This is a genomic window from Polynucleobacter sp. Latsch14-2, from assembly GCF_018881925.1.
Classification (GTDB): Bacteria; Pseudomonadota; Gammaproteobacteria; order Burkholderiales; family Burkholderiaceae; genus Polynucleobacter.
This window is the reverse complement of the sequence record NZ_JACVPL010000008.1, coordinates 1-14254: the sequence shown is the minus strand read 5'-3', so window position 1 is coordinate 14254 and position 14254 is coordinate 1. Positions and strand designations below refer to the sequence as shown.

At 44.5% G+C, this 14254-nt stretch carries 11 protein-coding genes; 3 read left to right on the top strand and 8 right to left on the bottom strand.

The window, feature by feature from the left end; genetic code table 11:
• Positions 1-298 precede the first annotated feature (298 nt).
• A complete protein-coding gene (locus tag ICN46_RS07880) occupies positions 299-1747 on the bottom strand; it encodes a tetratricopeptide repeat protein (protein ID WP_216206994.1) in 1449 nt (482 codons plus the stop codon).
• Between the two features lie 11 nt (positions 1748-1758).
• Complete coding sequence (locus ICN46_RS07875) at positions 1759-2889, bottom strand: superantigen-like protein SSL4 (protein ID WP_216206991.1); 1131 nt, start codon at positions 2887-2889, stop codon at positions 1759-1761.
• A gap of 193 nt (positions 2890-3082) precedes the next feature.
• On the opposite strand from ICN46_RS07875, the gene ICN46_RS07870 reads away from it, so the two are divergent.
• A complete protein-coding gene (locus tag ICN46_RS07870) occupies positions 3083-5287 on the top strand; it encodes a tetratricopeptide repeat protein (protein WP_216206988.1) in 2205 nt (734 codons plus the stop codon).
• A 59-nt stretch (positions 5288-5346) separates the two neighbouring features.
• Here the strand turns inward: ICN46_RS07870 and ICN46_RS07865 are convergent, their stop codons facing one another.
• The 6 genes from ICN46_RS07865 to ICN46_RS07840 form a co-directional block, all read right to left on the bottom strand.
• Positions 5347-6885, bottom strand: a complete 1539-nt coding sequence (locus ICN46_RS07865; protein ID WP_216206986.1) for a GlcNAc-transferase family protein — start codon at positions 6883-6885, stop codon at positions 5347-5349.
• Positions 6886-6927: 42 nt separating this feature from the next.
• The gene (locus tag ICN46_RS07860) at positions 6928-7521 is read right to left on the bottom strand and encodes a methyltransferase domain-containing protein (RefSeq protein WP_216206984.1); all 594 of its coding nucleotides are present in this window, start codon (positions 7519-7521) and stop codon (positions 6928-6930) included.
• Between the two features lie 243 nt (positions 7522-7764).
• On the bottom strand, positions 7765-8970 hold the full coding sequence (locus tag ICN46_RS07855; RefSeq protein ID WP_216206981.1) for a DUF1501 domain-containing protein: 1206 nt from the start codon (positions 8968-8970) through the stop codon (positions 7765-7767).
• On the bottom strand, positions 8967-10457 hold the full coding sequence (locus ICN46_RS07850; RefSeq protein ID WP_216206978.1) for a DUF1800 family protein: 1491 nt from the start codon (positions 10455-10457) through the stop codon (positions 8967-8969). Before ICN46_RS07850 ends, ICN46_RS07855 begins: the two co-directional genes overlap by 4 nt.
• Before the next feature lie 21 nt (positions 10458-10478).
• The gene (gene galE / locus ICN46_RS07845; protein ID WP_215346716.1) at positions 10479-11489 is read right to left on the bottom strand and encodes a UDP-glucose 4-epimerase GalE; all 1011 of its coding nucleotides are present in this window, start codon (positions 11487-11489) and stop codon (positions 10479-10481) included.
• A 44-nt stretch (positions 11490-11533) separates the two neighbouring features.
• The gene (locus tag ICN46_RS07840; RefSeq protein ID WP_216206975.1) at positions 11534-13300 is read right to left on the bottom strand and encodes an ATP-binding protein; all 1767 of its coding nucleotides are present in this window, start codon (positions 13298-13300) and stop codon (positions 11534-11536) included.
• 258 nt (positions 13301-13558) lie between these two features.
• Here ICN46_RS07840 and ICN46_RS07835 point away from each other — a divergent pair, with 258 nt between their 5' ends.
• A complete protein-coding gene (locus ICN46_RS07835) occupies positions 13559-13825 on the top strand; it encodes a transposase (RefSeq protein ID WP_071467090.1) in 267 nt (88 codons plus the stop codon).
• A 77-nt stretch (positions 13826-13902) separates the two neighbouring features.
• Positions 13903-14254 (top strand): IS3 family transposase (locus ICN46_RS07830; RefSeq protein WP_216206972.1); only part of this gene is annotated, 352 nt, incomplete at its 3' end.

Here is a 14254-nt window from a genome sequence, read left to right as displayed (position 1 = left end):
TAAAGTTGTAACCTATATTAGCACTTTTAAAAGCACTTTTCAAGACACCTTTAATATCCCTTGCATGACGAAATACTAGGCATTTTTGCCGGTTAAATTAGCGTTGAGTTGGTGATTTATTTCTCAATATAAACAATAGCTTAAGGTAACATCAAGAAATCTGATTTTACCTATTTTTGCCGGTTTATTTGCCGATACAGAGAGTACCGCGCCGCCCTAAAGAGGCTATCCCACTCAGAGTTCCAGCAAATCCGAGAAAATGACCTGCTTTATTTCCCACCCCGAATACCGGTCCAATCTAAACCAATTTTGCGGTATGGCGCTCACAAAACAGTTCACCCACATGTAACACCCTAACTTTAGTGCCCATTGCTATAGCTTCACGTGCGGTAAGGCCGCTACTATATGGGAAGGTATCGATCATGGTGGCGTGACTATTGACCGCCTGCAGCGCTTCTTGATGAGATGCGGGAATGACAAACTCTGCATCTTTACCCAAGACTGCACGAATACGTTCTTGTACTTGTGGGTAGCGATACTGATTATGAATAAACACCTTAGTGCCCTGAATCTGTTTAATCTCTTTTAGAAAGGCGCGCGAGACTTTGGCAGGATTAGCAAATACGCAAGGCGTCTTCGACTTGGTTGCTGCTGGGCTTGGCAGATAGTCAGGCGGCGTGTAAGTGCAATAGCGACCACGGATATTAATTAGAGGTTCGCTATAAAGCCCTTGATAACGCAATGGCGACTGGGTAGCATCCCCAATCCAACCATCAAAAGTATCTAAGCCGGTAGTTACGCTCTGCCCACCTACCCATTTAAATTGTTTGCGCGCTGGTTTAGTCGATAAGGCCTGCAAACCAATGGCATCCATCCAGCCGCCTAAGTCATACAGCACATCAATATCAGCAGCATGAATTTGCTTAGCCAATTGAGCCCCATTCAAATGCTGGGCATTGATCCATTCACTACTGAGTTCTTTAAAGGCCTGCGTTGCCCAATCGGATTTATGACCACGATTGAAGATCACAATATCGCAGCCTTTAGCAACATGACGCCAGCCGGCAATCGTTAAAAAGTACACTGGAGAGACGCAAAAGAGCGGCGAAATTAATCCTACCCTAGGACGAAAGCGTTTGCTACGGTATTTTTGTCGATGATCTGGCAAGGGATCGAGTTGCAAATTCGGAAGGCGCAAATGCTCGGCAGAAAAATCTTTCACGCGCTGCGATAAATGCTGGGCGCTCCCTTTTTGACTCCAGTCATCTCGATCGTAAAGGCTTGCCATTAAAGTAGTTAATTGCGCATCCATCGCAAACCGGGGCTGACTTAACAGCGGCTCGACAATTTGCATTGCGCCCAGCGGATCGCCAAACTGATTCATGGCCAGATCTGCAATGCCCAAGCGGGCTTGTGCAGAGCCATCGGGCGAACTCAATGCAGTTTGGTAGGTGCGCTGCGCTGCTTCCATTTGCCCTAAGGCATAGTGAGACTTAGCCACTAGAATCTCACTTTGCCATAAATCAGGCTTTAAGCTCAGGGCATGGGCGCAGCGGTGCAAAGCCTGCTCTGGCTTGCCCCAGCCAAAATAGCAAAGCCCAAGATTATGTTTTAACTCGGCAGACTCTGGGGCTAACTGCTCAATTCGTTGATATAGGGCAATGGCTTTTTCCCACTGAGCAGCATCTCGGGCTGCTTGGGCTTGCGCCAATACTTCTTGAGCCGTATATGTAGTCTCTTGACTCATGAATGCATTACTTAAAAGAATTTAATATCAGCAGGATTGATATTGCGTAAGTGTTTCTCGCACCACTCTTTTGAGTTTGCTTGCGTCATATACAAGTTACGGTAGTTGACCCAACAAGCAGCCAGCCATGCTGAATTGGTTTTATGCGCAACATCCTTCATCTCACGCAATAACTTTAAATGCACATTTAACTCGCGCTCGCGCTCAGGCAAAGCGATCTTAAATGGCTTGAGATTTTTACCGGCAGTCTTTAAAAAGACTGGGAACAAACGCTCCACAATAAATGGGACATAAGTAGCCCCATTGTGTAAATCGCGCTCATCAGCCTGCTTGGAGTGCATTAGATCACGCACCTTAGGCGGCAACTTTTTATTAGCCAAGCTCAAAATATTGGCAACCCAAGGCAAATAGGCTGCCCAAAATTTAGGGGAGCCTACAAAATAATTGGCAGCTGAAAACTGATTCGATGGATAAATATTGGTGAGCTCTTCAACAGGCAAGCCCGCCACCTGAAAGACTGCCTGGCATAAGGCCATAAATTGAGGATGGGTAGTATCACCCTGCATCCATAGGTTATGAAAAAGTGCCTCGTTATGCGGGAATGGATCGCAGTAGTAAATATCGTATCCGGGATTGGCTTCAATGGCTTTAACCCAATCAGCCCCACTCATGCCCGTCTTCTCGCTAAAGCGCCAAGACAGAGCGCCCCAGAGTTGAGCACCCTTCACATACTCACTTTTAGCGAGCTTTTCAAATACCGCAAACTCCAATAACTCTGAATCGCTTTTGCTATTGTCTAGTGCTGCAAAATTGGGATCGAGTAACTCACGCTGCCAAGGCTCGTAATAGATCTGAAATAAGCGCAAGGGAGATTGCAAAGAACCAGCAGGTTTTTTAGCCAGGTTTTGCTCAAGCTTAGCCTCAGTCTTAGGGATTTCTTTTGTAGCAGCTTCTGGCACTGGTGCACGCTTTAATTCAACTTTAGAAGTAAATGGTGGTTTTTTAACGGGTGGTGCCTTCACCATAGATTTGGCAACCTTAGCAATGGTTGCGGATTTAGCACTTGATCGCGGGGTCGACTGGGGGGTTGATACCTTTTTGGTGGACGGCGATTTGGAGGCTGCTTTACTTTTTAAGACCATTAGATGTCACACCTAAGTACGTTTATATATATGTATTGTTCTAATAATAGCAATATTATTGGCTACCCTACTACGATATATTAGCTTAAGCTATTTATCGATACTGATAATGAAAAACTAGGTGTAATAACTAATTTTTAGGGTGAATTACGATTAAACTCAATCTGATTGAAATTGGAATCCTAGCTAGAATATGGTTAAAAAAAAATTAAACGATTTTTCCGATTGGGTAAGCTGGCTCCAAGGCAATCTGGAGCGAAAATGTGATCCTTCTGTTCTGCGGTCAACTTTAATTGAAAATCAATTTTCTGAAGACTCTATTGATCAGCAAATAGCGATCTTTGAAAACCAGCTTTTGCTTGAACCAAAAGATGCATTAAAAGTAATTGACTTAGTTGATTATCGCCAAATTGCTAACCCTAAGTTAGTTCAATCTGATAATGGACTCAATGCATTAAAAGTGCAAACCAATAAACTTCAGCTATATTTAATCGAGGATTTTCTGTCTGATTCTGAATGCACAGAAATCATAACGACAGGAGAAAAACAGCTCAGACCATCAACACTCACATTAGATGATATTGAAAAATCCTACCGCACCAGTCAGACATGCGATCTAGGTTTATTGGAAAACCCTTTTATAGAGGCCATCGATAATAAAATTTTTAATGCCTTGGGAATTGGGGAAGAATTTTCAGAAGTGACTCAACTCCAAAAATATGAAGTCGGTCAAGAGTTTAAAAAACATACTGATTATTTCAAGCCAAATACCAAAGAATTTGAAATGAATGGCCTGGAATATGGCAATCGTACTTGGACTTTTATGATTTATTTAAATGATGTACCCGAAGGCGGGGGAACTCATTTTTATGCAATCAATAAAACGATTATTCCAAAACGAGGAATGGCAGTTGCTTGGAATAGCCTCTATGAAGATGGGGCCGTAAACCCAGATACATTGCATGCTGGACTCCCTATTGAAGAAGGCCAAAAATACGTCATCACCAAGTGGTTTAGGGAGAGAGCAAATAAAGTAACTAGCCCCCCTCAAGATCCAACGGAAGATCAATTTGCAAAAGGCAATCTTTTGCTAGGAGAAAATAAGCACCAGATGGCAATCGACTGCTTTAATAAGGCGATTTCAATCAAACCAGATCATCCGGCAGCCTTTTATAACAGAGGCAATGCGCTTCTAGGCCTTAGTCGCTTTGATGATGCCATCAATAGTTTTGATCAGTGCATTTCCTTCAATCCTAAATCTGCGGAAGCTTACTTTAATAGGGGCATCGCTCAAGTTGCCCTGAAACAGTTTGCAAGTGCTATTCATAGCTTCGATCGAGCTATAGAAATTAAACCGAATTATTCTGGCGCATTCAATAATCGAGGATTAGCTCAACAGAGCTTGCTACACCTCAAGGATGCAGTCTCGAGCTTTGATATGGCAGTTAATTTGGATCCTAAGCTATTTGGCGCAAGACTTAATCTAAGTCTATGCCTACTCTTAAGTGGGGACTTTAAAAGGGGCTGGAAAGAATTTGAGTGTCGCTGGGATGAGGGTGGTTACTGTAACTTGGAGAATCGAGATTTTTCAATACCTCGATGGGATGGAAAGGAATCTCTTAAAAATAAAATGATCTTTTTGTATGGGGAACAAGGGTTTGGGGATGCCATCCAGTTTTCGAGATATATTCCGCTAGTTGCGCAATTAGGTGCAAAAGTCATTGTTGAGGCGCCAGCCTCATTACTTGAGCTATTTAGCAATATAGAGGGCATCAGCAAAATAATTAAAAGGGGAGATGCTGTACCAAACTGCGATTTTCATTACCCATTGCTAAGCCTCCCACATGCCTTAAGCACCGATCTATTGAATATTCCTTTCCCACAGGGCTATCTGAGGGCTGACAAGCAAAAGATAACTCACTGGAAGAAAAAAATCGGCAAGAAAAATAAACCACTCATTGGACTAGTATGGAGTGGTAATGCTGGGCATCACAATGACCAAAATAGAAGTATTGCATTAGAGAACTTTATCTCTGTTCTAGGCCCTGAGTATGGCTTTGTGTGCCTACAAAATGAAATCAAAGAGACGGAACTGCCCACCTTACTAGCGCACCCAGAAATTCAATATTTCGGCTCTGAGATAAAAGATTTTGACGATACCGCAGCTATATGTTCTTTGATGGATCTCGTTATTTCGGTTGATACGAGCGTTGCTCACTTAGCGGGGGCCCTAGGCAAACCAACTTGGCTTTTATTGCCACAGCTTCCTGACTGGCGCTGGTTGCTTGGCAGGGAAGATAGTCCTTGGTATGAATCCATGAAACTCTATCGCCAAAAGACGTTTGGCAGCTGGTCTGACACGCTGGCGGAAGTGAAGACTGACCTTCTAGCTATCTAAAAATATTCATCCGCCCGCTATTAAAGGCCCAACATGGGCCTTTAATCATCCGCATTTATTTAAAGACTCTTTTCGAGTCTTTTATACCAAACATCATCTTTATCTAAGCAGAAAAATACTAGCTTGGTAGGCAATAAATCGTACAAAAATGAAACGTCTAGTTTAGTTTGCTCACCAGTGAGAATGAGTGGATTACGGGTGAACTCAGAATATTCCGAGGTTCCATTTATATTGTCAAAGCCAATATAAATTTGATCTGGACTCTCAGCAATTAACTGCTCCTTAAGATCAGACCAATCCACCGTTCTTTTATAGGGAGCTTTATGCTTGCCCCAATCCGAATCGCCTGTTGTAGGCGGCTCAAAACCACTGATCGCAAAAGGATGCAGTTTGCGCTCAGAGTAATCAATACCTGCATATTTTTCATAATCAAGGTGAGTGCGAACACTTCCCAGGCCAAAGCACTCCAGGTCCACACCAGAGTCCTCCTCACCCAATACTTGTCTTACACGCTTAAAGCTAGATTCATTTCTTTCTGCCCAGCTTTTTAAAATATTCGCATGCTTTTCTTTATCGTGATCCTCCCAATGTTTTGGGCGTCCAGCTGTATGAAAGTTGTGGGCAATCAAGGATCGATGTGGGTGATACAAATCGTATCCTAAGGTATAAGATCGCAGCGATAAGGTATCTTCCTCACCTGAAAAATAAATATTGGGATCATATTTACACTCTAGGCAATGCTGCCCAATTGTAAAAAAGAACCCGCCAGCAATAAATCGGGCAGGAATTGGTTTTGTCAATTTTTCCCATTGATCTATATATACGGGGCGAAAGACAATATTTCCGCTAGGAGTGAAGTATTCCGGAATCATCTTAATCGGGGCTGGACTCCACTCCTGGAAGTTGGCTGGGTCATACCCAGGGCAGTAGGTAGATAAAATTGGCTTGGGAGAGTCAATCAATCCTATCATCTCAATAATTTTTTCATCCCAGTCCTCCACAAACCGGTGATGCGAATCTAATTGCAAGGTGTACTTTTCCCCAGCATACAGTTCTTGGATTTTTGATCTAGCCCAGCAAACGCCTAGCGCTTCATGCCAGGGGGTATCTAAAATCCGAAAGCGGGAGTCCCCCCTGAATTGATCGACATTATCAAACTCGTCCATTTCATGAAACTGTCTACAGATACCAAATCGTAAATTTTCTGGATGTTTAGCCTTCGCAATGCAGTCGAGAATGGTTGGAACTAACTCTGGATCGCGATAAGACGCTATCTGCACAAAAATGGTGTTTGGACCATCATTTCTCATTACACCTGAAAAATCATTAGTAACTTTTAATGGGGCTGGCTTCAAGGGGGTTAACTTTTGCTTTGGAATAGCTTTCTTAACACTTGCCTTCTTCGTAACTTTCTTTGCAGCAATCTTCTTGGGGGCTACTTTTTTTGCAACTACTTTCTTGGCAACTACTTTCTTGGCCACAACCTTCTTGGTAATAGCCTTCTTTGCAACAACCCCCGTTTTCTTAGGGGCTAGAGTTTTCTTATTAGCATTTTTTTTGACAATCGATTTTTTAGCAGTCAATTTAGTTTTTTTCATATTGATATATTAGCTTTAATGAGTTTACGGAATGTATAAATGTTATAACTTTTGTAATATAAATTCAATTGCGCACTCACCTATTGGATTCATTGTTTGATCGTACCTACTTGCAGGATCCAACTTGCGATATTGAAAGGTGCTATCTAATAACTCTATTTTTTTGATGGCTACGTTGTAATCCAAATTCTTAATCAAGTCAAAGATGTTGATACTCGCATTTGACCAACTTCTCTTTTTATAAATAGTTAAGGTATGTTTATGGTCTGAGTTAAATGACGAAGGAAAAACCCCTTGTTCATACAAGTCCTCATCAGGAACAATACAGACTAAATAACCATTTGGCTTTAAGATTCGCATCCAATTAGATAAAGCAATATGTACGTCTACCATATGCTCTAAGCAATGAGATGAGTGTACAAAATCTAGACTTGAATCATCAATTGAATCCATCAATTGTGCATCGCCATCATCGATATCCCACGATCGGCAATATTTCATGAGCGGAAAAAATTCCCCATACTCACATAAGGGGTCTGATCCAGACCCAATATCAATGCCTTCACCAACAAAATACCGGGTTGCGTAACGAGCATCCTTTAGTCGATGGAATATGGATTTACTATTTTCGTGCATATATATGAAAGTCAGGATGAGTACTAACTCGATCTACCTTCCCTTCCCTGCTCTATTAAGTCAAACTAAGAAAAATGCTTAACGCCTAAACCAATAATACCAATCCATCCCAATCCAACAAAATACAGATTTTTAGCGTCCAAGTTACCCGCCTGCCATCTGAGCCAAGTATTTTTAGATTGCCAACTCAGCCAAATAACAATTAAGCAATAAACCAAAAATTCCACAATATTCATCAATTTACTAGTAAATCTTAGCCCTAATAGCCTGCTTTAATACTTCTCGATAGTCCGTGGTCACCGCTAAATCAACACCACGATCAAGCTGCGCCGCACTTAAACCCGGCCAACGACCATATGTCTCTCCTCCAACCACCCCAGAGCCCATGATTAAAGCAGTGCTGGCATGGCCATGGTCTGTACCACCACTGCGATTGGTACGCAGTCTTCTACCAAACTCGGTCATTACCACCAAGGTGTAACGCTGCTGCTGTGCTTGCATATCCTCGTCAAACGCGCCCAAGGCATTCGATAGATCTCTGACTAAATTATCAATTTTGCCATTTTGGTACTCATGCGTATCCCAGCCCAGATGATCAACACAGGCGTATTGCAAGCCAACATTAGATTGCAATAACCTTGCAACCGATTTGAGCCCTACCCCAGGATCGCTATTGGGATAAGGTGTCGAGCCACCGCTGACATATGACATCACTTTATTCGGATTGCTAGGGTCTTTAGGAAAAGACTGATTCACTGCGTTGATAGTATCGGCAGTTTCTTTCATGAGGGCGCTAGCTGGGTGACTCTGCTCCAGCGAACATAAACTTTGTAAAGCACGCAATGCCGCAGGACCACCCGGATAGTTAATGCCATTTGTGAGATCACGCGCAGCCATCACCCTGTTTGAGCCTTGCATGACTCCAGGCAAATTATTGTTACCTGCAAAAAGCGGCAATACGGATTTACCAAGTGGTTGATGCATGCGCGCTAATTGGCGCACCATCCAACCATTATTATCAGGCAACTTTTGTAATGAGCCCACACCACGATCCATGATCTCTTGCGCCTCAAAGTGTGAGCGTGTTTCATCGCTAAATCCTACCGCCACCCACGGCGCTAAACGGCCAGAAACATATAGCTTTGCTAAAGGCTCCGCCTTTGGGTGCCAATAGAGCGAAGTACCATCAACCATAAGAGGCTTTTCGTTAAAGCCACTGAGGGTAAAGCGATATTCCGGTGGACGCGCCGCAATAAAGTCGGAATCATCCAAAGGAGATAGCAAACTGAGAGTATCGGCGCCGCCTCGTAAAAACACCAAGACAAATGGTGTGCGAGCGTTTGGCAAACTAGCAGGCGCAGTTAATGGGCTATCACCAGCTAGCGCGAAATCACTAATTCCTGCAAATGAAAGAGCTACGCCCCCTTTTAAGAACTCGCGCCGCCTCATAAGGCAACTCCAGCTTTAGCCATCGCCCACTGCTGCGGTGTTGGCAAACTGACCTGCGTATGAAAGGATGGCGCGCAGGCCATTAGCCCTACCAAGCGGCACGCTCTCTTGGCATCGGTCACCACATCATTTGGATTGGTATTTTGCGAAGTCAGTAATGTAGCCGTTAATTCAGGACGAGTAGAACCAAATAGGGGCATTTGCCAGCGCTCTAAGACCTGCGCAAAGGTGCGCTTGGTAGGCAAGCCATCAAAGGGATTCCACTCTCCCGTGCCCCACCAGTTTTCAGCCAATCCTTGAGTCAGTTGCATGCGTCCGCGTAAATACACTGACGATAAATGTAATGCCATGGCCTGTGGCGGACCCTCAGGGCTTCGCCATGCATAGAGCGCAGGGGCGGCCTCATTGATCGGGCCCATGATGCGGCCTTCTTCTAAAGTAGGTGACAGATTTACCGCTCTGGCAAAGCTTGAAACCAAGAGCATTGGTGAACGCACTTGCTGCTTTTGCATTAGCGGTATTTTTTGCGACTCTTGTACTAAGTGTGCATAGACTAAAGAAAGCTGTGAAGGTGAATTCCGATTCTCCCAAAATACATTGGCCGTACTTACTTTTAAAGATGGAGGTGCAGCACTACCAACTAAGCGACTCACCATCTTGCTCGCTAAATGCTGCGCTGTGGCGCGGTGACTAGCGCACAGACCCAGGACCTTTTCGCCATCCTTCATAGGGCCTGCAAATGAATTGAACTCATTAGCTAAGACACGCTTTTGGTAGTTGTCATGCCATGAATCGACATACGTAAAACGCCCAGTCTTGAGTAAGTTCTGACCTCCACCAATACCCGCACCATTCTCTACTGTCCAGCCTGTAAAAGCTCGAGCCGCCTCATACACATCCTCATCAATATAGCCAGAAGGTTTGCCATCAAGAGCTCCAGGGACTTTTTTCCACTGCGCGTATAAATTATTGAGGTAGGCAGAGCGGCCCAAGGTGTGCAATTCAAACAGTTCACGCGCGTAGTTTTCATTGGGACTGCCTGCACGAGAAGATTGGTTATTCAGGTAATAAAGCATGCACGGATGCTGTGACGATGCTTTGAGCATCTCGGCAAAATTACCCCAGCAATGCTCACGAATGACGGCTCTCTCCCAATGCGGCAAGAAGGCTCGAACAGTACCATCTTCTCCGTAGACTGAAAAATGATCGCGCCAAAAGGAGACCCACTCTTCTTTCCAAGGATGATTAGTAGCGACCATTTGCAATAAATTTGCCATCCGCAGCTCGGTTAAAGGCCGTGAGCGCTCAGGAGGGGGTATCAGATCCCCATTGCCGGTATAAGGAAATAAAGTAGGTAAATCAGCGCCCAGTAAAGATAGTGCTCGATACTCGTCAACGGCAGGATATTCCCTGCCATCGCCATACTTGCCGGCGTCATAGCGCAGGCGCAATTTAAGTTCGGGGATATTAAGCTGGCTATTGATCATCCCAGGAGGCGAAAAATTGAATTAATTAAAGCCGTTGGGGTTTTGACTTTGCCAACGCCAGCTATCGGTACACATCCGGTCAACGTCATGTTTTGCCTGCCAACCCAAGACCCTTTTTGCATAATCAGCTTGGGCGTAATACTCAGGCAGATCACCGGGGCGACGCCCCACAATCTGACGAGCAATAGCCTTGCCACTGGCACGCTCAAATGCGCTTACTAGCTCTAACACTGAAGTGCCCTTACCCGTTCCTAAATTGACAGTGACTACACCAGCATGCTGATCTAAATAAGTGAGCGCTGCTAAGTGCCCGGATGCTAAATCATCTACGTGTATGTAATCACGCACACCTGTGCCATCAACCGTTTCGTAGTCATCACCAAAGATCGATAGATACTCACGCTTACCAACAGCCACCTGTGCCAAAAATGGCATTAAATTATTCGGAATTCCAGAAGGATCTTCTCCGATGTGGCCAGAGGCATGGGCTCCTACAGGATTAAAGTAACGCAATAGTGCGATACGCCACGCAGAATTACTGGCTGCAAGGTCTTGCAAGATTTGCTCAACCATCAATTTACTCTGACCGTAGACATTAATGGGCTTGAGTGGATGCGCCTCGGTATAGGGCAAAAAGACAGGTTCTCCATATACGGTCGCCGAGGAAGAAAATACCAAGGTATAGATATTGGCGCGAGCCATTTCTTCAGCCAAGACAATACTACCGCTCACATTATTGTCATAATAAAGCAAAGGCTTGACAGAGCATTCCGCTACGGACTTTAAGCCTGCGAAATGAATTACTGCAGTAATCGCAAATTTAGCAAAGAGTTCCTGCAATAACGCACGATCACGCACATCACCTTGAATAAAATGTGGGCGCTTTCCAGCAATTTTTTCAATGCGATCAATCACAGTTGCTTTGCTGTTACAAAGATTATCGAGAACCAGAACTTCATGGCCAGCATCAAGCAGCTGCACTACAGTATGTGAGCCGATATAGCCCGCGCCGCCAGTGACCAAGATTGTCATTTAACTAATTTCCTGTAAGAGAAAAGAATTGCCATCCAATCGCATTATTTGCTACGTGCCTCTAATAAGTGCTTGCGAATAATCTGATCGACATAGGAGATCATCCAGTAACGCTGCATCACAGCAGTAGTAAGTGCCTCTGGTGATAGTGCAATATTGACTTGCTGTACGGTCCAGTTTGGCTGACCTCGCAAAGATAAAGCACCGGCCACGCATTCCATTAAGGCCTGCTCAATTGCTTCATTTGCGCCACTGACAATCATCGCATCAACACCGGTAGTACCTGCATATTTTTCGGTAAAGTACTGAACGATATCGGCAAAGCCCTTAAAGTCACGATTAGCAAGCACTACATTAGTGAGCTCAATATATTCGGCAGCCTTGCCTGCTAACTGGGGCGAGCGATCCTCGCTGGTCCACTCTACTTGTGGGAAGTAGTTATCCTCATCGTCTAACTCTTCTGGCTCAGGTGCTTTTTCACTAGTAGTGGGTTCGGGCTCCTTTATCTCAAGAGCCTCTTTCACATCTGCAGAGCTTGCCTGCGTCATCTGCATAGCAACATCAATATCCTCCTCTTCACTGCGGGCAACAGGAAGAGGCTCTGGCCTTTGAAAATCAATCTTGAGCTGTTTATAGCCACCGAGTAAGAAAAGTGCTTTTAGAACACCCAATCTTTGAGTGATTGCTTTTTTATGGGATACCTGTGTGTTTTCTCTCAGCAAACTGTTAATAAACTCATTAATTTGCGCCGGAATCTTACTTCTAAATTCGTCTTGCCAAGCACCCCAGTTCAGCGCAGCCCCACTCTTTTTCACCAGATTAGTACGTGCGGTGTTTTGCACCGCATCTTCCGGCTCAATCAAAATCATCACGCGGTTGCGGCCCACCAAGATGCCAAAGTGCGCCAAGCGATTCGAGCGCGCATCACTCACATCAAAGACCTCACCCTGATTAATGAGCGCTGTTTGACCGACTAAAGTGGCGCCAGGCTTGAGAATCCACCAATGGGCTTTAGCACCCTCCATTTGCAACTCTCCTTGTGCCTGGGATTGCTCCTTAGCCAAAGCGGCAAAGCCGGTTGCTTTAGTTAAATAATGTAATTTGGGATTGGTTTTATCCTTGCTATAGCCTACGCGAACTAAGAGCTCAATTTGCTCGGGCAATGTGAAAAAGCGGCGATTCAAATAATCTAGTAGCCAAGAGTCAGGATCGCCTTTCATGCCATTAGGTGGCGCCATCGTGTCTTGCTCAAGCGTCATTCCAAAGAGTGTTACGCAGGTACCATGTCCATCCATCATCGCCGGTTTACTCGCCAAATCTAATTTGCGCGAGTACATGATGCCGTCCTTACCATCCGGAAAGCCTTGAATGCCAAAGACATCAAACTTGGGGTTGTATCGAATCAGGATGGAGTGACCTTCACCGCCCTTCCAAGATTCATAATGCACGCCAAAGTGGTTGCGAGTTAGTGAAGCAATCTTGGCGCCAACCCCATAATTGGCATGTTCATTTGACGTTGCGCCAGATGCGGATAAGTTATTGAGTAAATTAGTCATCTGCTCCAAACTCATGCCATCACCATTATCGATAAACGACAACTTATAAATATTGCTCTTGTTAGCAATACCGTGGTTCATGTCCAGAACAATTTTGCGATTAGGAAGACCGGTGCGCTGACAGGCTTCAATAGAGTTTTTGACAAACTCACGGATGTACTGATCGGGGGTGCAATCACGACCCAAATTACGAATCAGAGCAGATAAACCCATTGGATTTACTGCGGTCGGTTTAAAGCCCACTTGGTCAGCCATACATCACCCTCTTATATATTTATTCCATCTTATTACGAATAGCGGCTGGATTCTAAAAAATAATAAGTGCTTGATTTAAATGAAAAAAATGAAACTCGACCTCATATGAAAATCCGCTTTTCAGTCAAAAATGAAATGAAATCTTTGGGGCCCGTCACCATGAAATCGATAAAGATCTGTAGTATCCCCTTAGATTCGTACATTTAAGAAGTTGAGTTTTCTGTTGTTTATGGCAGTATTTACAACAGGAGAATCAATATGAAGAAGTCACGATTTACAGAGACCCAAATCGTCGGGATTTTGAAGGAAGCTGAGGGCGGTATTGCGATGGCAGACATATTGCGCACGCATGGCATTAGCGGCGCTACCTTTTACAAATGGCGATCCAAATACGGCGGCCTTGAAGCTTCTGAGCTCAAACGAGTAAAGGAGCTAGAGCAGCAGCTCTCCGAATATAAAACGATGGTTGCTGAACTGACCCACGATAACCGAGCTCTAAAGAACCTCATTGAAAAAAAGCTCTAGCGCCAACCGGTAAAAGAGATGCAGTCGATTACCTGGTTGGCGAAGAAGCAGTACCCATTACTAGAGCTTGCGTTCATTTGGGACTGGCCAGGTCATCGTATTACGAGCGCCCAAGGAGTAAAGCTCAAGCAGATGAACCGGTCATTGAGGTGCTTAATCAAGTCGTTGCCAAGAATGGGCGCTGGGGTTTTAGATTATGTTTTGATTGGATGCGCAATCAGGGCTACGAGTGGAATCACAAGCGGGTATGGCGTGTGTATAAGGAGATGGGTTTGAACTTACCCAGAAGAACCAAAAAGCGTATCCCCAAGATGCCCAGAGTTCCACTTGTTGCCCCTACCGAGGCTAACTCGATGTGGGCCTTAGATTTTATGTACGACACCTTGCATTACGGCCGGCCTTTTAGGACCCTGAACGTCATTGACGAAT